Here is a 20,794-nt window from a genome sequence, read left to right as displayed (position 1 = left end):
GCGTCACCTGTCTTCGCGGGGACCGGGCGGGTCCAACGGTGGATTCTCGGGCGGAGAAGCGCCCTGGCCTTGGGCCGTGAAGGTGTCCTGTCCTCCGGCCGGGGAGGCGCCCTGTTCTTCCGCCGTGAAGGCGGCAGCACCCACAGGTATGCGGGCGCTCACCTGAAAGCCCCCCGCTTCCCGGTTGCCCGAAGCGACCGTGCCGCCCAGGGCGTGTACCCGGGCCGCCATGCCGGTCAGTCCCCGTCCGCTCCCCGCGAGCGAGGGCGAGACCGGCGCGCCCCCGAGCAGGCCCCAGCCGTCGTCGGCGACCTCGACGACCAGGACGCCGCCACCCGGGTCGTCCGCGGAGTGCCGGTGAGCGACGCTGACGACGGCGCGACGGGCGTGGGCATGGCGCAGCGTGTTGGTGAGGGCCTCCTGGACCACGCGGTAGGCGGCCAGGGCGACCGTCGGCGGCAGCGCCGGAACGGGCCGCGCGACATCGAGGTCGACGGCCAGGCCGGTGGCCCTGACGTGGTCGATCATGGGCAGGAGTCCCGACAGGTCGGTGTCACCGTGCGAGGGCGTCCGGGGCGTGCCGGTGGGCGAGGAAGCGGCCGGGGAAGCGGGCGCGTCGGAGTCGTCGTGGAGGGCGTTGAGCAGGGAGCGCAGGTCCTTGAGGGCTTGGCGGGACACATCTCCGATGGCCTCCACCGCGGCCTTCGCGCGGACCGGACTGTGCTCGAAGCCGTCGGCGGCCGCCGTGGCCTGGATCACGACCACGCTGATGGTGTGGGCCAGCACGTCGTGCACCTCGCGAGCCACGCGCAGGCGCTCCTCCGCAGCCGCGGTACGCATGAGCAGGGCATGCTGCCGGGCCGCGGCGGCACTGCGCTCGTACAGCCGCTCCACGTGCTCCCGTGTGCGCTGAGCACGCTCCCGGCGGATCCCCGTCCGCAGCCCCGCCATGATCACGAGCTGGAACACCGCGCAGACGGCCGCCGCCTGGGTTGCCCCCGGCAGGGGGCGCATCGCGAACGACTCCGCGAGCGTCGCCGCGATGTAGAACGCGGTACTGACCGGGGTGATGCCGACATTCGACGCCGCGCTCCCGGCCGCGAGAAGCACGGCGTAGGAATCCACCCGCCCGCCGCTGCGCGACAACTGCGCCAGAAGGTCCGCGGCCAGGGAAACGCCCAGAACCGTCAGAGGCAGGCGCTCACGCAGGACGAGAGAACCGCAGCCGATCAGGGCGCACGCACACCGCCACGCCGTCCATGTCGACGACGCGGGGGCTCCGAGAAAGGTGCCGTGGGCACCCCAGAACGAGAGGAACATGACAAGCAGGGCGATGCCGGTGTCCCTCGCCGTCGACCGCCGCACCCCCACCCAGTCGCAGACCGCTGCCTGCCAAGGCGTCCTCACGGCCCGAACTATAACTACACCGAACCGGGTGCCCCGGAGGGCCATCGCACCTGCCCTGAGGAAGGTGTCCGGAGCCCGTCCCACCCCTTCCACGGAAGGAGAACATGACGCCGCCACGAAGGATCCGCGTCCCCCGCGCCACGTCCTATGCTGCCGGAGCGCTCCTGCGGCGCCCGCTCAGCAAGTCCACCGACAGCACGTCAGTTCACGGCCCATCAGCACCTTTTGGCATCTTCTTGATGTCTCCGTGGTGTCCGCCTGGGACCTCCTTGGCATGACCGTGACACTCCAGCCCCCCGGAAGAGAGCATCACATGAGAATCAACCTGGCCACTCTTGCCGAGCGGTCCCAGCGAGTCCTCAAGCTGGAGGAGCCGATCGAGGCGGTCGGCATCTTCGGTCTCCAGGACGACTATCTGGGCCTGGCGGTGGGGGGCGTCGCGTCGGGCACCGTGGCCTCCATCCTGGACGCCGACGCGCTCACCGACGGAGTGCTCGCCGCGATCGGAATCCGCGCGGCCCGCCGGGTCAACGCCAATTCCCAGGGGGTGACCGTACGCATGGTCGTCGTCGTCACCGCGACGTCGATACACCTGCTGGCTCTCTCGGGCTGGGGGTACGAACCCGAGCGTGAGCTCCTCCGTATGAACCGGGCCACCACCACCAGCCAGGTCAAGTGGTGGGGCCTGTCGCGCCGATTGAAGCTGAGGGACGCGGATGGTCAGAAGATCGAACTGACCAGCTCGATCTCCTACCTCTCCTTCTACCGGAAAGGCGCCAAGGCCATTCTCGCCGCACTCGCCTCCAACGCGGCCTGACGCCCGCTCGCTTGCCCGCAGTGGGACCGGGCGGCCTCGGCCCGCTACTCAACCGGCGCCACCGCTGTCCCCGCCGGCCCTGGCAGCGGACAGCCTCCGCTCCGTCTCCACCGTCTCCAGCACCTCGACCGCCGGGGCGGTGCCGAGAGACGGCGCCGCACTGGCCCGGCGCTACGCTCCCCTGATCTTTCTCCACCCGGACGAGTCCCCCGTCCAGCGTGGAAGCGCATCTGAACAACACCCCTGCACCCAAACGGCGTTCATGACGGGCAGCGCCCGAATCGGAACACGGTGCCGGTGCTACGGGAGCGTCGCCTTCAGAGCCACGTGGTGCGGCAGGATCACGGGCCATGGACTCCGCTATCGCAGCCGCACTCGTCACCACACCCACCGCCGTACTCGCTGCCTCGGCTGCCTACGCCGCCGGACTTCATCAGGCACGTGGAGCCCGCCGTGGGCCGGTAGACGCCGTCCGCCGGCAGCATCAGAGGGACGCATATGCCGCCTTCCTCGGCGCAGCCACCACCTACGCATACGAGACGCGACTCACCCGGAACCAGGAACGGGCACTCGCCGAGCCCTCTGCTGGAGACGAGGATCACGTGGACCGCGTTGAGCGGCGGTCGTGGGAACTGCGGGCGGAGGCCGCCGAGTTGATCGATCCCCTGCAACGGACACTGCCCGTCGTTCTCCTCGAAGGTCCCAAGCACATTGCCGAGCTCGCCCAAGAAGCCAGCATTGCCGCTCATATGCTGCGCTCCGGCGCCCCGCAATTTGTGCACCGCAGGACGGCGAGCGACCCCCAGGCGGTGCAGAGAGCACGCGAGGAACACGCACGCCTTGTCGATGCGATCGACGCGTTCACGATCGCGGCCCGTGACCACCTCAACGAAAGTCCCGACCAGGTGGCCGACGCCGCATGACTTCAGAGTGGCCAACCAGAACGCACAGTTATCTGTGGGTGATGGCGCTCATGAGGCAAGGGCGGGACAGTCAGCAGAAGACCTGACCGCCTGATGGCCACCGGAGAGGCCGCCTACGCAGCGCGGCCGGGCTCGCGACGTGAGGCGGCGCCGTTGCCTTCAACGGCATCGATGCGCTCCGGACCACGTCGCGAGCTTCTGGTGCAGCTCCTCACGCGGCGAGGGAGAGACCGAGACGGGCAGGGTGGCTGACGCGGGTGCGGTCGAGTGGGTGGCCGTTCCACCAGGTGCCGAGGCGAATGAGGTTGAGCGCAACCGACGCGGCTGGGACATCCTCGCCCTGTGGGTCGCCGGTGTTCCGCTGGGGCCGGCCCCACAGGGAACGCACCGCGACGTCCAGGACGACGCGGGCCATCTCCTTCGCAGCGCCTTTGCTGCTTCACACACCGCATCACGGTGGTGCTGCGGTCGTCTGGCCGGCAGTGAGGGAAGAGTGAGGTCAACTGGTCGGGGGCGTGACCTGCTGGCCCGCACAGGCGACCGCTCCTCCCCCTCCTCCTGCTCGCCGCCCACCTCGACCACCCTGCTCCGGGCAGCACAGCTGCAGGCACCATCCGCCGCCAGAACGGCGCCAACGCCCGACGCGGCCGCTCCGGAGCGAGCGCAGCGGCCGCGTCGGCGTGGTGGTCGGCGGCCGCGACGGGCGTGGGCCCCGTGAGCGTCAGCGGGCCGTGCTGAAGTCCTGCGTCCAGTAATTGCCGGGCTGCGCCACCGCCGCCCCGATTTCCTTGAAGCCGCAGTCCAGAATGTTGCGCTTGTGACCGGCGCTGGCCATCCAGCCCGCCATGACCTGCTCTGGCGTGGAGTACCCGTACGCGACGTTCTCGCCGTAGGTGCTCCAGAGATAGCCCGCGCGCGTGATCCGCTGTCCCGGGTCGGACCCGTCGGAACCGATGTGTGACATGGTGTTGTGGCTCGCCATGTCCGCGCTGTGGGCCTGGGCGGCCTGCGAGAGCTTCGCGTTCAGGGTAACCGGGGAGCAACCGACCTTGGCGCGCTCGCTGTTGACCAGGGCGACCACACGGGCGACGGCGGGGGGCGCCATGCCGGCGGCGGGCGCCGTGGTGGCGGCGGGCGCCGTGGTGGCGGCCGGCTTCGGTGGTGCGGCGGTGGTCCTCGTCAGGGCGGGCGGGGTGGTCGCCTTCGAGACTGGCGCCTTGGGCTTTTCCAGGGCGGGCGCCACAGTCCCGCGAGGGGTCGTCGGCGAGGGCGAAGCCGTAGCCGCGGGCTTCGCGGTCCGGACGTCCCACCCCCGGTACGCGCCCCAGGACGCCTTCCTCCCGTCCTTCCAGGGACGGGACGTGGCGGTGATGGCGTCGGCTCCTCCGTCCCCCCCGCACGCCATGGCGGCCGACGGCACCACCACCGCGCCCATCGCCAGGACGGCGACGGCTATGGGCCGGCAGCGCGTCTTCCTGCGGTGCTTGCGGTGATTCCTCATGCTCGGACCTCGTTCGGTCGACTCTCCTTGCGCCTCCGGCGAGCTCGGTTTCACACACACACTGCGCTTGACCTGCGGGGACGCCCTGCGGGCCGTCATTGTCAAAGCCGCGCGAGGGCATGGCAACGGGCACTTCCACTACCTCACCTAGTGGGCGAGGGAGCCCTTGAATCCGGCCCGGGATTGTGCCGGGCCGCCGCACCGGACACAGACCGCGCCTCACACTCCGTCAGAAGGACGACAGAGGCGGTCCGGCAGCTCGATGCCGGTGACCCGGGCCGGCGACCCGGGCCGATGTGTCGCGTATGCCTGCTTCCGTATGCCAGATCCGCCTATGTCGGCCACACGCCCGTACTATCGCGGCACGTTGATGGAGACCGGACACGTGAGGAATGTCACTGACTTTCCCCACAGCCTTCCGGTATCCGGCATGCGGGGCGATGCGGTCAGGCATCGGTGACCGTGCAAAACCGGACCAGGTGTCGGCGGTGACACAGGCCAGAATCACGCTGCGGGCATCCAGATGCCACCGCATTCCAAACGATCATGAACACTCGGGTGCCTCCTACGCCGACTCGGCCGAGCACGGCGGTTGGCACGGCTGGCCAGTCTTGAGCACGCCACCCATCGAAGAGCCGGCCCGTGGCGAGCACCTGGAAGGTGAGGGCATCGACGAACTCTTTGTGCTGATTGCGCTGGTACACGTCCGAGCAGCCGATTTGGTGCCCAGCTCCGCGTCCAGCTCGGCGACGGTGAAGCCGGCGGCGCGCAGCACGACCGCGAACGCGACTTCCAGTTCACGGCCAGTGCCGTACAGCAGGCCTGAGCGCACCCGGACAAAGGCGTTGGACGTGGCGGTGGGTGATCAGGCAGACGGCGAGCCCGAGGAACGCTTCGTGGATGTCGTCGCACCGTGCGAGGAGTTGAGGCTGGCGCAGGTGCTGTGGAGCGTCACGGCCAAGGACTACGAGACGACCGACTCGGCCCTGATCACCAAGCGGGTGCCGAGCTCCCGGGCTCCCTGCGCAGGCACGCCGACCTCAACGTGCCGGGCCGCCGAAGCATCCGCGCTTCGGTCCCGGCCGACGGCAGGTGCCTTCCTGGTGCGGCAACGCGCTGCCGTGGCGTCCGTCGCAGCGGATCAGGGCCGGCAGACCATGCCCTGCTGGAGCTTGGCCGGGGCCAGCAGCCGCGGCACCGTGACGATGGTTTGTGCAGGTCGTGCCGTCCGCGCCGCCTAGTTCGGGTGGAGGACGGCGTGGATGGCCGGGGCGAGGCCGGCTTCGATCTCGTCCGGCGTCAGGGTGGTCACGGCCGGCAGGCGCAGCAGGTAGCGGGTGAGTCCCAGGCCGAGGAGCTGCGCGGAGACCAGGCCCGCGCGCCGGGCGGCGAGGTCCGGGCCGAGGGCCGCGGCCAGGGCCGGGGCGACCTGGGCGGCGAAGATCTCGTGCATCCGTGCCGCGGCCTGTTCGTTGGTGACCGCCGAACGCATCAGGACCAGCAGTGCGTCGTCGGCCGGGTCGCCCTCCCAGCGTGTGAGGAAGTGCCGCACGAGGGCCTGGGCGAGTTCGTCCGCCGGGACGTCCGTGAAGTCGGGAAGTCGCAGGTCGATGGCGAGTGTCGCGTCGAAGAGCTGTGCCTTGTTGCCGAAGTAGCGCATGACCATGGACGGGTCGATGCCCGCGTCGGAGGCCACGGCCCGGATGGTGGTGCGCTCGTAGCCCTGGGCCGCGAATCGTTCGCGGGCGGCGCGCAGGATCGTGGCCTTGGTGCGGTCCGAGCGCCTGTCGGTGGGGCCGGTCTCGGTGTCTGGGGTCATGCCCACAACTGTAGGCCAACACGTGTTGACTTTCCAGTGCGGAGGTGCACATCATGTCAACGGCTGTTGGCCAACAGTCATTGGCCAACAAGTGTTGGCTATTGCTGGGTCAGAAGGGAAACCCCGCCATGAACACCACCGCACTCCCCGGCCGGACCGAGGTCGCCGTCGTCGGCGGCGGTCCGACCGGACTCGCGCTCGCCGTCACCCTCGCGTCCGCCGGCATCGACTTCGTCGTCCTGGACCGGCTGGCCGAGGGCGCGAACACCTCGCGTGCCGCGGTCGTACACGCCCGCACCCTGGAGGTCCTGGACGAGCTCGGCGCCTCCGCGGAGCTGATCGCACGAGGCGTTCAGGTCACCCGCTTCGCCGTCCGCGACGGCGCCCGCCCACTGCTGACGGTGCCGTTCGACCGGCTGCCCACCTCTCACCCGTACACGCTGATGGTTCCCCAGTACGAGACCGAGGGCGTGCTGCTGGCCCGGCTGCGCGCGCTGGGCGGCGAGGTGCACCGCCCCTACGAGGTCGCCTCCGTCGCGCAGGACGGGGAGGGAGTGACGCTCACCATGACCACCGGCGAGACGCTGCGCGCCGCGTACGCCGTCGGAGCCGACGGCATGCACAGCACCGTGCGCGAAGCGGCGGGCATCGGGTTCACCGGCAACGCCTACGCCGAGTCCTTCGTGCTCGCCGACGTGATGATGGAGTGGGCCCCGGGCCCCCTTGAGGTCTCGCTCACCTTCGGCACCGCCGGACTCACCGTCGTCGCCCCGCTCCCCGGCGCCCACTACCGGGTCGTCGCCACCGTGGACGACGCGCCCGCGACGCCCGATCTCGCCTTCGTGCAGCGGCTGCTCGACGAGCGGGCCCCCGGCCAGGCCAAGGTCACCGGCCTGGCATGGTCGTCGCGGTTCCGGGTGCACCACCGGGTCGCCGACCGCTACCGCGCCGACCGTCTGCTGCTGGCCGGCGACGCCGCCCATGTGCACAGCCCCGCCGGCGGCCAGGGCATGAACACCGGCATCCAGGACGGCTATGCCCTCGGCCGGGCGTTCGCCACCGGGCGGCTCGACGGCTACGAGGCACAGCGCCGCCCCGTGGCCCAGCGGGTGGTCGCCTTCACCCACCGGATGACCCGCGTGGCCACCGCGCGCAACGCGATGGCCCGCGGGGCACGCAACATCGCCCTCCCCCTGCTCGGCCACACGGCCATGCCCAGGAAGCTCGCCACCGAGCTCGCCGAGCTCAACTACCGGTGACGCAGAGGGTGTTCGGGAACCTCTCAGACCGTCGTCTCCTCGAAGGCCAGCACGTCGTGGCCGGTGTCCCAGAGCAGGGCCAGCAGGGCGCGTACCGATGCCTGGTCGGCGTTCTCGACGATCAGCACGGTCCCGTCCGGGCCCGGGGCCGACACGTGGTCGAACCTGGTCCGGATCACGTCCAGCAGGGCGCGGCAGATCGGTCCGCGCAGCGTCAGCTCGTAACGCGAAAGGGCCATGCGTGCAGGGAACCCGCCGCCCGGGTGGCCGCGCACCACCCGCCGGCAGAAGCACCCGGGGTGGGGTCAGATCAAGCCGAGCCTGCGGGCCGCTGTGACGGCGTCCTGCCGGGAGGCGACGCCGAGCTTGCGGTACAGGCTCTTGTTGTACGCCTTGACCGTGTTGATGGACAAAAACAGCGCCGCCCCGATCTCCCGCTGGGTCGCCGGCCCCTGCAACGCCCGCAGGATCGACCATTCGCGGTCGGTCAGTTCCTCCGCGAGGACACCGGAGCGTACGGCGGTCCGCGTGCCGATGCGGCCCAACCGCGCCTCGCTCTGCTCAAGCCGCCGCTTCGCGTAGGCGCTCACCGGCTCCTCGTCCACCACTTCGCGGGCGCGGGCCAGTGCGGCGCGGGCGGCGGGCCGATCCCCGCGGGCGAGTTCGGCGTCGGCGAGGTACAGCAGGCCGAGGAAGAGCACGGTCGGCCGCGGGTGCAGTTCGGCGAGGGTGACCGCGCGGCGCAGCAGGACGGCGGCTTCCTCCATGTCGGCGTTCTGGTAGCGGCGCCTGGCCTGGGCGATGCGCAGGGGGGCCAGCCCCGGCGTACTCGTCTCCCGCCCGTCGCGCTCGACGGCGTCGGCGAGCGGACGGGCCTCGCGCAGGACCCGGTCGCAGTCTTCGCCCCGGCCGGCTTCGACGAGGCTGATCGTCAGCGTGCCGGCTCCCTGAAGCATCAGTGACGGCGGCCACGCCCTGCGGTGGGCCGGTGACGACCACAGGTGCAGCAGCAGCGTCGCGGCCTCGTCGAAGCGGCCGTCGCGAGCCAGCATCGCCCCCAGCGCGGCCCGTACGGTCGGATGCCCGGCGGCGCCTGCCCCGGTTTCCTCCCGCAGTGCCTGCCGCACCATGGCGACGGATCGCGCGGCCTCGGCATCCGGCATGCCGAAGCCCGCGCGCACGCAGAGCACGGCGCTGCGGAAGCTGTGCCAGCCGGGGACGGCGGTGTCCGGGGCACCACCCGCCTCGCAGACGTCCAGCCAGCGGTTCACCCGGTCCTGGTCGCCGCACAGTGCCGCCGTGTAGGCCAGCGAGAAGGCCAGCTCCGGGCCCACCGCCCGGCTGGGCAGCCGCTCGCCGAACTGCAGGTAGGTCGCCGCGGCTCCCCGGGGGAAGAACCAGCTCTCCGCGTTGCGCAGCATCAGCTCGGCGGCCTTGTCGTCTTGGCCGGCCCGCAACAGGTGGTGCACCGCGTCGTCGATGCGGTCCTCGTCGGCGAACCAGGCCGCGGCATGGCCCAGGACCTCCCGTGGGTCCGCCGTGGCCTCACGTCCCAGAACCTCCCGGAGCAGATGATGACACCGATACCACCGCTGCTCGTCGTCCAGGGCGGCCACGAACAGATCGGCCCTGACCAGATCGGACAGCACCTCGGCCGATCCGGTCACCTGCAGTGCGGCGTCGCACAGCGGACCGGAAAGGCGTTCGAGCGGTGCGGCCCGGATGAGCAGGTCGCGATGGCGCGGCGCGAGGCCGGGCAGCACCTCGGCCGCGAAGTAGTCCAGCAGATGCCGGTCGTCGGCGTGGGCCTTCGCCGGGTCGGCGCGCAGCGCGAGGGCGGCCAGCTGCAGGCCGGCCGCCCACCCCTCCGTCCGTTCCCATACGGCTGCTGCCACCGCCTCGTCGAGGTCGTGCCCGGACACCGCCGCCACCAGGGCCGCCGCCTCCTGCGGCGAGAAGCGCAACTGTGCAGCCCGCAGCTCGGCCAGGTCGCCGCGGGCCCGCAGCCGTGCGATCGGCAACGGCGGGTCGGTGCGCGAGGCGATCACGATCCGCAACGAGGCGGGCAGGTACGCCACGAGGTACTCGACCGCCTCGTGGATCCGCCGATCGGCGAGCAGATGGTAGTCGTCGAGGACCAGTACGTGCGGTACCGCGGTCGCCGCCAGTTCGTTCAGCAGCATCGGCAGGGCGAGGTCGACCGGGGAGACGCCGGCCGCGTCCAGTGCCTGCAGCGGGGCCCTGCTGATCGCGTCGCCGGCATTGTGCAGCGCGGTGAGCACGTAACTCCAGAACCGGACGGGCTCGTCGTCGCTCTCGTCGAGCGAGACCCAGGCGATGCGGCGCTTCTCCTCGGGGTCCGCCGCCCAGCCGCTGAGCAGACTCGTCTTGCCCCAACCGGCGGGCGCCACCACCACCGTCAGACGGGTCTCGGCCAGGCGCAACTGCCGCTGCAGGCGTTCCCGCGGGACCGCGCCGGCCCGGGCCGGCGGGATCATCTGCTTCACGGCCAGCAGTGGCCGCGTAGGTATGTCCGACGTCACGACGCTCCCGACCTGCGGCGCGGCACCGCAACCCGACGCCGATTCTGCCAGCCCCACCACCCCGGGTACATCTCGCGGCGGGGTGGTGCGCAGGCACCCTGTCCGGCGCGAGTCTCCTGCCACAACCGGGGGCCGCGCGACAGGAGAGACGTCATGGCCAATGACACCGTCACGGACGAACCCCCGGAGACCGCCTTCACCCGCAGGGACGCGCTGAAGCTGACCGGCCTCGGCATCGGCTCGGTGGCCGCTCTCGGCGTGGGCGTCGGCGGGGTCCGGGCGATCACCAACGGCGCCTTCAGCGCCGGATCCGGCGATCCCTACGAGCTCTGGCACGACTGGGCCTCGTTGTCCGGCGTCGAGAGGGTGGTCGCCGCCGGCGTCCTGGCGTGCAACCCGCACAACACCCAGCCGTGGCGCATCCGCGCCGCCGCAGACACCCTCGACGTCCACTCCGACCCCAGCCGGCGGATGCCGCTCAACGACGCCAGTGGCCGCGAACACTTCGCCGGGCTCGGCTGCGCCGTGGAGAACATGGTGATCGCCGCCGGAGCGGCCGGTCTCACCACGAAGGTCACCCTCTTCCCGGACGGCCTCGCCTCCGACCATGTGGCGCGGATCGTGCTGCGCGAGGGCGGCAGTGGGCAGGACCGCGACCTCGCCGCCGCGATCCCGTACCGGCACACCAACCGCGGGCCGTACAAGTCCACGCCCGTCGACCTGGCCGGCTTCACCGAGCAGAGCTCCCGCATCGACGGTGCGCGGGTGCTGTGGATCACCGACGGGGCGGCGCGTGAGCGGCTGGGCCGGCTCTACGTCGAGGCCACCGAGGCGATCACCGCCGACACCGCTCAGTCGGCCGAGGCGTTCACCTGGTTCCGCAGCTCGCGCGGCAGCATCGACCAGCACCGCGACGGGCTCACCCTCGACGGTCAGGGTCTGGGCGGGCTGACCCTGTTCGCCGCGAAACTCCTGCCGGCGCAGTCCCGCAAGGACGGCGACGCCTACTGGGTCAAGGCCACCCGCGAGGTGCACACCGCGACCGCGGCCGCCTACGGCGTCATCGCCGTCGACGACGTCACGGACCGAACCGCCCAGGTCAACGGCGGACGGCTGCTGGCCCGGATGCACCTGACCGCCACCGCGCTCGGCCTCGGCCTGCACCACATGAACCAGATCACCGAACGCATCGACCGCGACACCGCGGCCGGCAACCCCGATGTCTTCTCCGCCCGCTGGGCCGCTCTGCTCAGCCGCCCCGCCTCAACCGGCCTGCTGTCCTTCCGCATCGGCCACCCCGAGCGCACTGCGGGCCTCAGCCCGCGTCGCAGCCTCGACGACGTCGTAACCGGCTGACCCTCACGGGGCGGTGAGTCCGCTGCGCCGCCCGTCCACCCGTTCCGTTTTAAAGGAGACTCCCCCATGCCCGGCTCCCCCGTTTCGCACCCGGCCACCGGACCAGTGCGCGCCGTGCGCACCGGCCCCGTTCTGGCCGTCACCTGCCTGGCCCTGGCGACCGTCGTATCGGCGATGGCATCGCTGAGCGTGGCGCTGCCCGACATCGCCCGGGAGACACACGCCAACCAGACCCAGCTGTCGTGGATCATCGACGCCTACAGTCTGATCTTCGCATCGTTCCTGCTGCTCGCCGCGACCCTCGGCGACCGCTTCGGCCGTCGCAGGGCATTGCTGGGCGGTGTCGGACTGTTCGCGGGAGTGTCGCTCGCCGCGACCTTCACGACCGAACCGGGCGTCCTGATCGCCCTTCGCGCGGTGCTCGGCGTGGCAGCCGCATTCGTCATGCCCGCCACCCTTTCCACGATCACCAGCACGTTCCCCCGCGCCCAGCAGGCGCGTGCCATCAGCATCTGGGCAGCGGTCGCGGGCGCCAGCGCCGCGCTCGGACTCTTCGCCTCGGGAGCGCTGCTCGAGGCGTGGTCATGGCGATCGGTGTTCTGGCTGAACACCGTGATGGCCGGGGTGGCGTTCATCGGCACCCACCTCTTCGTGCCGGAGTCCGCGCAGCCGGGCAAGCAGCGGGTGGACGTGACCGGAGCGGCTCTGACGGTGGCCGGGCTGGGAACGCTGGTCTACTCGGTCATCGAGGCGCCCGAGCACGGCTGGGGCAGCACGCGGACCCTGGTGGGCATGGCCCTCGGGCTCGCCGTCCTCGCCGCCTTCGTCGCCTGGGAACTGAAGCACCCGCACCCCCTGCTCGACCCGAGGCTGTTCCGCCACAAGGCGTTCGCGGCCGGATCGATCTCGACCACACTGCAGTTCTTCGCCTTCTTCGGATTCATCTTCGTGACCATGCAGTACCTCCAGCTGGTGCGCGGTGACAGCGCCCTGATGGCCGCGGTGAGCGTACTGCCGATGTCCGCGGCGATGATCCCCAGCGCCCGGCTCACCCCGCGCCTGGTCGCCCGGCGAGGCGCCCGCGGCCCCTGGACCGTCGGCCTTCTCCTGGTCACCACCGGCCTGGTCGTGCTGGCCCAGCTCGACGCCGGCAGTTCGTACTGGCTGGTCGCCGGCGGGCTCCTGCCGCTCGGCGCGGGCATGGGCCTTGCCACGACGCCGGCCACCGCGGCGATCACCGACGCCCTGCCGCCCCGTCTGCAGAACGTGGGATCCGCCGTGAACGACCTGTCACGCGAACTCGGCGGCGCCCTGGGCATCGCCGTCCTCGGCAGCCTCATGAGCGCCCGGTACCGCGACGGGCTCGACACCAGCGGGCTCCCCGCCCCGGTCGCGCACGCGGCACGCTCCTCCCTCGCCGCCGCCAACCACATCGGCCACGCCACGGGCAACCCCGCACTGATCGAACGGGCCCGCGACGCCTTCGCCTCCGGAATGCACCTCGCACTCCTCAGCGGCGCCGCGACCACCGCCCTGGCCGCCGTCGTCGTCACCGGCCTGCTGCGCCGCACCGGCAAGCCCGGCACGGTCGCCGTGCACACCCAGACCGACGGCACCGGCACCGACCGCGACGCGGCGAAGGCGACGGCGTAGCCACCGAACGACCGCCGGACGAACGACCGCCGGACACATCCACCACGACGGGCGGCGCGAGGGACCACGATGCGTCCCGCGCGCCGTACCGGGAAGGAAGCGACATGACTCCGCCGCGCACTCAGACGGCGCACCAGCCCGGACCTCCCCCACTGCCCGAGCCCCTGGAAGCCCTCACCCGCGCCTCCGCTCTCCTCGGCACACGCGGCACCGGGCTCGTCATCACCGCCCTCGCCAAGGGCCCGGCCGACCTCCACCTCCTTCGCGAGCGCGCCCCCGGCCTCAGCGACGGCCTGCTCACCCGGCGCCTCCGGGAGATGACCGCCCTCGGCCTGGTGGCCCCCACCGCCCACCCCGGCACACCGACACCCACGCTCTACACGCTCGCCTCCCACGGCAAGGCGCTCCTCATTCCCCTGGCCGCCCTGACCGTGTGGGCACAGGACCATCTCCCTGCGACCGCGTCCGAGGAAGCCCGTTCCGCGCAACGCGACCGGCCCAGGGCGCACTTGTGACGCGGCTCCGTTAGGGCAGGGAGAGGGCGAGGCTGCCGCTGCGGAGGTTCGTGCCGCAAGACGTTCCGGCCTTGTCCCGCGTATCGGTTCAACCGGCCGATGCGATCTCCTTCGCGTCCTGTGTCACGTCAACAGAATCTGACTCGCTGAACCCTTTGAAGGAGAGAAAATGGGCGCGCACGAAAACGTGGACCTGGGTCATACGGTGGCCGGCTGGACCGGAACAGCCGTCGCACTGGCCGGCTTCTGCGTCGCGGGCCTCGGAGTGATCACTGTTTCCACGGCGTTGATCATCTCCGGTACGGCGGTGATCGCCCTGGCCGCGGCCATCACCTGGCTCCTGCACCTGGCGGGCTGGGGGAAGCCCAGCGGCCCCCGCCCAGCCGACCAGTGGGACTGGCGGGTGAAGGATCCCGGCGCCCGGCGGGGGCACCCGGACTGCCTTGGGTGCCGCATGGCGGGGAGGCGGGTCGAGGCGGTCACGAGGCTCGCAGAGCCGACGTCCACAGCGGCCACCTCGCCGCCGCGCCAGAGCCTGCACCGTTCGAGTTCGAGCACGCAGGGCGCAGGGCGTGCCTGAGATCCCGTCTGCGCGGGCGGGCCGGCCAGGGGCCCGGCGCGTCCATTCGCATGGTGCCGGGCATGCACACCAACGACGCCCAGCGGGACAATCCGAGCCGTCAGGACACCCTCGGTCGTCCTCCAACCGGCTGCGCGGAAGCGTCTCTTGGACAGAATGCAGAGGGGAAGCCTTCGATGGCAGCTGAGAACACACCTGACGGCGTGCGTGCCTGCGAGGACGGTGTAGCAGCCGGGGACGGTCTCGCGGCCAACCGGGCCCTGTGGGACGACCTCGCCGAGTTCCACGGAACCGACCCTGAAGACCGGTCGTACGACGTGCCGTCATTCCTCGCCGGCGGTCAGACGCTGCGCGGGATCGAACGTGAACTCGCGGGCGACGTGGCAGGCAAGGATCTCCTGCACCTGCAATGCCACTTCGGGATGGACACCCTGAACTGGGCGCGCCTGGGCGCACACGTCACCGGCGTGGACTTCTCCCCCACAGCGATCGCACGAGCGCGGACCTTGGCGGAACAGACGGGTCTGGCCGCGGAGTTCGTCGAGGCGGACACCCAGCACCTCCCCGATGCGCTGGCAGGCAGGTTCGACCTGGTCGTCGCCACCTATGGAATCCTGTCGTGGATCGGTGACCTGGATGCCTGGATGGGCGGCGCTGCGAGAGCACTGCGGCCGGGCGGCCGACTCGTTCTCGTGGACCTTCACCCCGTCTTCCAGACGGTGCTCACGTTCGACCCCTTCGTGGCCGACTGGCCCTACGGCGGCGGCGCGCCCCAGCATGACGCGATGACGGGCACGTACGCCCACGCCGACGCCCCCTGCGAGCCGAGGAAGTCCACCCAGTACCCGTACTCGGTCGGCGAGGTCGTGACGGCGGCCGCTGCGGCGGGGCTGGTCGTGGAGCGGCTCGGCGAGCACACGCAGACGGAGACGGACGGTCGTCACATCCTCCCGCGGGGTCCGGACGGTCTGTACCGGTTCCCCTTCGGCGACACCTACCTGCCCATCCTGTACTCGCTCGGCGCGGTTCTCCCGGCGGCGCCAGTGATCCGACCCCAGGAGGCCCGGAGGACGGCTCGCGGCCCAGCACCGGGCACATCACCTCACGGTCGTCCGGCCTGATGCGGACCGGGGTGGGCGAGCACGGCGCGGTGACGTTACGGCGGCGGACCGCTCGCGGCGGTGCGGCGACCGCGGCGGCGTCACGGTGTCCGGCGCCGTGTGCGTCATGGTCCTGATCGGCGTCATCGGCGGGAAGGTCACCGACGAGACCGGGGAACTCCTGGCGTTCTACGGCTTGCCCGCTGGATCTGCCGTGCGCGGCCGTGGGCGCGGTCGTCGGCGGGTCCCGGTGCGGCAGGTACCCGTCTTGCGCCCGCCCCCGTGCTCACGATCCGTCGGCTGGCGCCGCGGGTCGCCCCATGGTGCTGGCTCGTGGAATCAGCCGGTGCGGCGCCCGGATCTCCCTGCCCGGGACGGGGGTCGGGCTGCCGATCCGCTTGAGCAGTCGTTCCACCGCCGTCTCCGCGATCACTTTCTTGTCCGGGGAGACCGTGGTGACGGACGGATTGGAGTAGCGGCCGTCCTCGATGTCGTCGTAGCCGACGACGGCGACGTCCTCGGGGACGCGCAGTCCGCGTGCGGCCAGGGTGTGCAGGGCGCCCAGGGCGACGAGGTCGCTGTAGCAGAAGACCGCGTCGGGCGGTTCCTCCAGGTCGAGGAGGTGGGCCATGGCGCTCGCTCCGTCGGAGCGGTTGAAGCGCGGGGTGGAGACGACGAGTTCCTCGCGGACGGCCAGTCCGGCCCGCTCGTGTGCCAACCGGTAGCCCCGGGTGCGCAGTTGGGCCGCCTCGCCGGTGCGGTAGGGCTGGTCGCCGATCGCGGCGACGCGGCGCCGGCCGAGGCCGAGCAGATGCTCGGTCGCCTCCAGGGAGGCGGCCACGTCGTCGATGCCGACATGGTCGAAACCGCCGTCGCTCACCCGCTCGCCGAGCACGACGAGCGGCAGGCCCGGATCCCGCCCGGAGAGGTCGGACTGGGCGAGGCCGAGGGGGCTGAAGATGACGCCGTCGAAGAGAAGGGACTGGGAGCCCCGGGTGAGGAACTGCTTCTCGTGCTCGGCGTCGCCGTCCGTCTGGTCGATCAGGACGTTGTAGCCCTGGACGCGGGCCGCGCGGATGATGCCCTGCAGGAGTTCGGCGAAGTACGGCGTGTCCAGGTAGGGCACCACGACGGCGATCTGGCCCGAGCGCCCCGCGGCGAGGTTGCGGGCCAGCACGTTGGGCCGGTAGCCGAGCTGGTCGACGGCCTGCTGAACCCGGACCCGGGTGGCCTCGGCGACGGGGGCGTAGCCGTTGACCACGTTGGACACGGTCCGGCTGGAGACGCCGGCGAGCTCCGCGACGTCGCGGAGTGTGACGCCCTTAGCCATATGTCACCTTCATCCCAGATGTCGGTTTCAGCGCTGAAATTTTCCCTCAAGAGGTCGCCTGCGCCTCTTGCAGCGCGGCAACTTCTCGGTTAACACTTTTGCAGCGCTGCAAAGCGTAGCAGAAGGGCCTGGTCCCAGCGGATCAGATACCCAGGGACCGTGGCGTCACCGCGCCGCGGACCGGATCCCCGCGAGCGATCACGGGGATGAACAGGAGGAGCTGCTGTGGGACCAGCAACCTCTCACGGGCCGGGAGCCGCACCCGTCCTGATGGGGCATCACTCTTTACTCACCGCGGTCTGAGCCGTCGTCCGGCGCGCCCGCCGCGCTGATCACCGAGCCGCCTCCCCCCTCACCGACGTCGCGCACGCCCACCCTCCCGCGTCGATCGACGTCCGCCCGCCGGCATCCGTAGGCGGGCAGCACACCCGAGCGCCTCGCGCCCGCGGCAGCCGCCCTTCACCCGCGACGGCGTGCCCGCAACGCCCGCACCCCGTTCACCGCCCTCACGCCCGTCCTCCGTGCGCCCGGCGCGCCTTTGCACACCGTTCCGCACCCCGCACCTCCCCTACTCCGTCCTGCCCTCGGGCACCACACCCAGGAGACCGCTCATGTCGTCCAGCAGAAAGCCCCAGCTCCGTTCCGTCCGCCGAACAGCGTTCGCGGCGACCTCCGCCGCCCTCGCCGGTGTGCTCCTCGCGGCCTGCGGCGGCGGGGGCGGCGGCGGCAGCTCCAGCGGTGCGCCGAGCGGTCCCGTGCACATCAAGGTGTGGGCCTGGTACCCGCAGTTCAAGCAGGTCGTGGCCCAGTTCAACAAGACCCACAAGGACGTCCAGGTCGACTGGGTGCAGGCGGGCGTCGGCCAGGACGAGTACACCAAGCTGAAGACCGCGCTGAAGGCGGGCCAGGGCGCCCCGGACGTCGTCATGCTGGAGTTCCAGGAGCTGCCGACCATCCAGCTCACCAAGGGTCTGCTCGACATGGGCAAGTACGGTGCGAACGAGGACAAGGGCAACTACGTCGACTGGGCCTGGAAGCAGGCCTCCGACGGCGACCACGTCTACGCCATCCCGGTCGACGGCGGCCCGATGGCGATGATGTACCGGGCCGACCTCTTCAAGAAGTACGACCTCAAGGTGCCGACCACCTGGGCGCAGTACAAGGAGGAGGCGGCCAAGCTGCACAAGGCCGACCCCAGCGCCTACATGACCGACTTCGGCAGCGACGAGACCGCCGCCGGCTGGCGCCAGGGCCTGACCTGGCAGGCCGGCTCCCGCCCCTACACCTACTCGGCGAGCAAGCTGCCGGACATCGGCGTGAAGCTGAACGACGCAAGCGCCAAGAAGGTGTACGAGTACTGGGGCGACCTGGTCAAGAACAAGCTGGTCGACACCCAGTCGTACGCCACCACCGACTTCTACAACGGCCTGAGCAGCGGCAAGTACGCCACCTACATCGCGGCCGGCTGGGGCCCGGGCTACCTCTCCAGCGTCGCCGCGAAGACCGCCGGCAAGTGGCGTGTCGCCCCGCTGCCGCAGTGGACGGCCGGCGGCAACGCCCAGGGCGACTGGGGCGGTTCGAGCTTCTCGGTGACCTCGCAGACCAAGCATCCCAAGGAGGCCACCGAGGTCGCCCGGGAGCTGTTCGGCACCTCCGAGGCGGCCTGGAAGATCGGCATCGACCAGGCGTACCTCTTCCCGCTGTCCAACCCGATCCTCAACGGGGCGTACTTCAAGTCCAAGAAGTACGACTTCTTCGGCGGCCAGCAGATCAACTCGGTGTTCGTGCCCGCCGCGAACGGCATCTCGGCCTTCGACTGGAGCCCGTTCCAGGACTACGCCTACAACACCGACACCAGTGAGGTGGGCAAGGCCCTCCAGGGCCAGAGCGCCTGGTCGTCCGTCAACGACGACGTCCAGCAGCAGGTGACCTCCTACGCGAGCAAGCAGGGATTCAAGGTCAGCCAGTAACCGGCCCCGGGTCCCGACTCCCCACCGCCCCCGCCGGCGCGCCCGCGCCCGACAGCTCCGCCGCCGGCGGGGGCCCGCACCACGCGCAAGGAGAAGTGATGAGCCTGCTCCGACAGCAGGGATCCACCGCGACGGCACCCCCACGTGCCGTCCCCGCGAAGGGACTTCGCACTCCCGTGGCGGGCCGGCGCCCCGGCGGGCTGTCCGCCCGCACCCGGCACAAGGGCATGGGCCTGCTGCTGGTCAGCCCGTTCCTCCTGCTCTTCCTGGCCTTCCTGGTGGCCCCCCTGTGCTACGCCTTCTGGCTCAGCCTGAGGACCTCCACCCTGGTCGGCGGCGACCACTTCAGCTGGTTCGCCAACTACAAGCAGACCTTCACCGACCCGCAGTTCCTGTCCGGCGTGCGCAGAGTCGTCGTCTTCGGTGTGGTGCAGATCCCGCTGATGCTCGGCCTCGCCCTGCTGGGCGCGCTGATCATCGACGAGGTCACCAGCCGCCTCGCCAAGGTCTTCCGCATGACCCTGTTCATGCCGTACGCCGTGCCCGCGGTGATCGGCGCCCTGATGTGGGGCTTCCTCTACAGCCCGACCTTCGGCCCGGTGAACTCGATCAGCCACTCCCTCGGCCTCGGCAAGGTCGACCTGCTCTCGCACGATCTGATGCTGACCTCGCTCGGCAACATCGTGACCTGGCAGTGGACCGGCTACAACATGATCGTCCTGTACGCCGCCCTGCAGGGCCTGCCCCGCGAGGTCTACGAGGCGGCGAAGCTCGACGGCGCCGGCCAGCTCCAGACGGCCCTGCGCATCAAGATCCCGATGATCTCCTCGGCGATGGTGCTCACCCTGATGTTCACCCTCATCGGCACCCTGCAGTTCTTCACCGAACCGCGGGTCCTGGAGCACAGCGCCTCCTCCGTGATCACGCCGGACTACACCCCCAACCTGTACGCCTACAACCTGGCGTTCCAGTACTCGGAGTTCAACTACTCCGCCGCCATCTCCTTCTCCCTCGGAGCGGTGGTCTTCATCGGCTCCTACATCTTCCTGTTCGTTGCGCGCAAGAGGAGCGGACTGAAGTGACCACCGCCGCAGCCACCGCCCTGCCCGTCTCCCGCCGTGCCTTGGCCGCGCGCGGACGCGTCACCGTCAACGTGGTGATGGTGGCGATGATCCTGTACTTCCTGCTGCCGTTCTGGTGGCTGGTCGTCGCCGCCACCAAGGGCAACGACGCGCTGTTCTCCACCGCCGCCCTGTGGTTCCACTCGCCGGGCTCCTTCTTCACCAACCTCCGGCAGCTGTTCACCTACAACGACGGCGAGTACCTGCGCTGGATGGGCAACACCGCGGTCTACGCCGGTGTCAGCGGCGTCGGCGCCACCGCCGTGGCGACCCTCGCGGGCTACGCCTTCGCCAAGTACCGCTTCCCCGGCCGCAACCTGCTCTTCTCCAGCCTCCTCGGCGCCATCATGGTGCCCGCCACCGCGCTGGCCATCCCCACCTATCTGCTGCTGAGCAAGGTGGCGCTGACCAACACCATGTGGGCGGTCATCCTGCCCCAGCTGCTCAATCCCTTCGGCGTCTACCTCGTACGGGTCTACGTCCAGGAGTCCCTGCCGGACGAGCTGCTGGAGGCGGCCCGGATGGACGGGGCCGGCGAGCTGCGCGTGCTGTGGTCGGTGGCGCTGCCGACCCTGAAGCCGGCGCTCGTGACCGTGCTGCTGTTCTCCATGGTCGGCACCTGGAACAACTTCTTCCTGCCGCTGGTGATGCTCAACAACGACAAGCTGTTCCCGCTCACCGTCGGCCTGCAGTCCTGGTACGAGGGCGCGTTGATCCAGTCCGGCGCCAACGCGCTGTTCACCCTGGTCATCGCCGGCTCCCTGGTCGCGATCCTGCCGCTGATCGTCACCTTCCTGCTCCTGCAGCGGTACTGGCGCGGCGGTCTGACCGTCGGAAGCCTCAAGTGACCTGCCTCAAGTGACCTGACAGGGCCGCCAGTTCACCCCCCCCTTTTCGCGC

At 70.8% G+C, this 20,794-nt stretch carries 19 protein-coding genes; 12 read left to right on the top strand and 7 right to left on the bottom strand.

The window, feature by feature from the left end; all coding sequences use genetic code 11:
* Positions 1 to 3: 3 nt before the first annotated feature.
* Positions 4 to 1,407 (bottom strand): sensor histidine kinase, encoded by a 1,404-nt coding sequence (locus OG852_RS48330; RefSeq protein ID WP_330346806.1) that lies wholly within the window; start codon positions 1,405 to 1,407, stop codon positions 4 to 6.
* A 313-nt stretch (positions 1,408 to 1,720) separates the two neighbouring features.
* Here OG852_RS48330 and OG852_RS48325 point away from each other — a divergent pair, with 313 nt between their 5' ends.
* Both OG852_RS48325 and OG852_RS48320 read left to right on the top strand, forming a co-directional pair.
* A complete protein-coding gene (locus tag OG852_RS48325) occupies positions 1,721 to 2,224 on the top strand; it encodes a hypothetical protein (protein WP_133916237.1) in 504 nt (167 codons plus the stop codon).
* A gap of 350 nt (positions 2,225 to 2,574) precedes the next feature.
* Positions 2,575 to 3,147, top strand: a complete 573-nt coding sequence (locus OG852_RS48320) for a hypothetical protein (protein ID WP_330346807.1) — start codon at positions 2,575 to 2,577, stop codon at positions 3,145 to 3,147.
* Between the two features lie 211 nt (positions 3,148 to 3,358).
* Here the strand turns inward: OG852_RS48320 and OG852_RS48315 are convergent, their stop codons facing one another.
* Both OG852_RS48315 and OG852_RS48310 read right to left on the bottom strand, forming a co-directional pair.
* The gene (locus tag OG852_RS48315) at positions 3,359 to 3,562 is read right to left on the bottom strand and encodes a hypothetical protein (RefSeq protein ID WP_330346808.1); all 204 of its coding nucleotides are present in this window, start codon (positions 3,560 to 3,562) and stop codon (positions 3,359 to 3,361) included.
* A 306-nt stretch (positions 3,563 to 3,868) separates the two neighbouring features.
* Complete coding sequence (locus OG852_RS48310) at positions 3,869 to 4,648, bottom strand: CAP domain-containing protein (protein WP_330346809.1); 780 nt, start codon at positions 4,646 to 4,648, stop codon at positions 3,869 to 3,871.
* A gap of 392 nt (positions 4,649 to 5,040) precedes the next feature.
* Between OG852_RS48310 and OG852_RS48305 the strand changes: the two genes are divergently transcribed.
* Positions 5,041 to 5,889, top strand: coding sequence for a hypothetical protein (locus tag OG852_RS48305; protein WP_330346810.1), 849 nt, complete (start codon positions 5,041 to 5,043; stop codon positions 5,887 to 5,889).
* Here the strand turns inward: OG852_RS48305 and OG852_RS48300 are convergent.
* A complete protein-coding gene (locus tag OG852_RS48300) occupies positions 5,886 to 6,467 on the bottom strand; it encodes a TetR/AcrR family transcriptional regulator (RefSeq protein ID WP_133916234.1) in 582 nt (193 codons plus the stop codon). The genes OG852_RS48305 and OG852_RS48300 overlap by 4 nt on opposite strands.
* Positions 6,468 to 6,595: 128 nt before the next feature.
* Between OG852_RS48300 and OG852_RS48295 the strand changes: the two genes are divergently transcribed.
* Entirely contained in the window at positions 6,596 to 7,726 is a 1,131-nt protein-coding gene (locus tag OG852_RS48295; protein ID WP_330346811.1) for an FAD-dependent oxidoreductase, read from the top strand.
* A gap of 23 nt (positions 7,727 to 7,749) precedes the next feature.
* Here OG852_RS48295 and OG852_RS48290 read toward each other — a convergent pair whose 3' ends face one another.
* Positions 7,750 to 7,965 (bottom strand): hypothetical protein, encoded by a 216-nt coding sequence (locus OG852_RS48290; protein ID WP_330346812.1) that lies wholly within the window; start codon positions 7,963 to 7,965, stop codon positions 7,750 to 7,752.
* Between the two features lie 66 nt (positions 7,966 to 8,031).
* The gene (locus OG852_RS48285; RefSeq protein WP_330351369.1) at positions 8,032 to 10,224 is read right to left on the bottom strand and encodes a helix-turn-helix transcriptional regulator; all 2,193 of its coding nucleotides are present in this window, start codon (positions 10,222 to 10,224) and stop codon (positions 8,032 to 8,034) included.
* Positions 10,225 to 10,422: 198 nt separating this feature from the next.
* On the opposite strand from OG852_RS48285, the gene OG852_RS48280 reads away from it, so the two are divergent.
* The 5 genes from OG852_RS48280 to OG852_RS48260 all read left to right on the top strand — a co-directional run bounded on the left by OG852_RS48280 (position 10,423) and on the right by OG852_RS48260 (position 15,494).
* A complete protein-coding gene (locus OG852_RS48280) occupies positions 10,423 to 11,625 on the top strand; it encodes an Acg family FMN-binding oxidoreductase (protein WP_330346813.1) in 1,203 nt (400 codons plus the stop codon).
* A gap of 66 nt (positions 11,626 to 11,691) precedes the next feature.
* The gene (locus tag OG852_RS48275; protein WP_330346814.1) at positions 11,692 to 13,278 is read left to right on the top strand and encodes an MFS transporter; all 1,587 of its coding nucleotides are present in this window, start codon (positions 11,692 to 11,694) and stop codon (positions 13,276 to 13,278) included.
* Between the two features lie 104 nt (positions 13,279 to 13,382).
* Positions 13,383 to 13,793 (top strand): winged helix-turn-helix transcriptional regulator, encoded by a 411-nt coding sequence (locus OG852_RS48270; RefSeq protein WP_133916229.1) that lies wholly within the window; start codon positions 13,383 to 13,385, stop codon positions 13,791 to 13,793.
* Between the two features lie 169 nt (positions 13,794 to 13,962).
* The gene (locus OG852_RS48265) at positions 13,963 to 14,373 is read left to right on the top strand and encodes an HGxxPAAW family protein (RefSeq protein WP_133916228.1); all 411 of its coding nucleotides are present in this window, start codon (positions 13,963 to 13,965) and stop codon (positions 14,371 to 14,373) included.
* A 176-nt stretch (positions 14,374 to 14,549) separates the two neighbouring features.
* Positions 14,550 to 15,494 (top strand): class I SAM-dependent methyltransferase, encoded by a 945-nt coding sequence (locus OG852_RS48260; protein WP_330346815.1) that lies wholly within the window; start codon positions 14,550 to 14,552, stop codon positions 15,492 to 15,494.
* Between the two features lie 265 nt (positions 15,495 to 15,759).
* Here OG852_RS48260 and OG852_RS48255 read toward each other — a convergent pair whose 3' ends face one another.
* The gene (locus tag OG852_RS48255; RefSeq protein ID WP_133916226.1) at positions 15,760 to 16,803 is read right to left on the bottom strand and encodes a LacI family DNA-binding transcriptional regulator; all 1,044 of its coding nucleotides are present in this window, start codon (positions 16,801 to 16,803) and stop codon (positions 15,760 to 15,762) included.
* A 611-nt stretch (positions 16,804 to 17,414) separates the two neighbouring features.
* Here OG852_RS48255 and OG852_RS48250 point away from each other — a divergent pair.
* The 3 genes from OG852_RS48250 (at position 17,415) to OG852_RS48240 (ending at position 20,742) form a co-directional block, all read left to right on the top strand.
* Positions 17,415 to 18,773, top strand: a complete 1,359-nt coding sequence (locus OG852_RS48250; RefSeq protein WP_330346816.1) for an ABC transporter substrate-binding protein — start codon at positions 17,415 to 17,417, stop codon at positions 18,771 to 18,773.
* Positions 18,774 to 18,871: 98 nt separating this feature from the next.
* A complete protein-coding gene (locus tag OG852_RS48245) occupies positions 18,872 to 19,855 on the top strand; it encodes a carbohydrate ABC transporter permease (protein WP_330346817.1) in 984 nt (327 codons plus the stop codon).
* Positions 19,852 to 20,742, top strand: a complete 891-nt coding sequence (locus tag OG852_RS48240; RefSeq protein ID WP_330346818.1) for a carbohydrate ABC transporter permease — start codon at positions 19,852 to 19,854, stop codon at positions 20,740 to 20,742. The genes OG852_RS48245 and OG852_RS48240 overlap by 4 nt, the downstream gene beginning before the upstream one ends.
* Positions 20,743 to 20,794 lie beyond the last annotated feature (52 nt).

The sequence above is a fragment of the Streptomyces sp. NBC_00582 genome, assembly GCF_036345155.1.
Classification (GTDB): domain Bacteria; phylum Actinomycetota; class Actinomycetes; order Streptomycetales; family Streptomycetaceae; genus Streptomyces.
The sequence above is the reverse complement of the archived record's forward strand: the minus strand, read 5'-3'. Positions and strand labels throughout refer to the sequence as shown.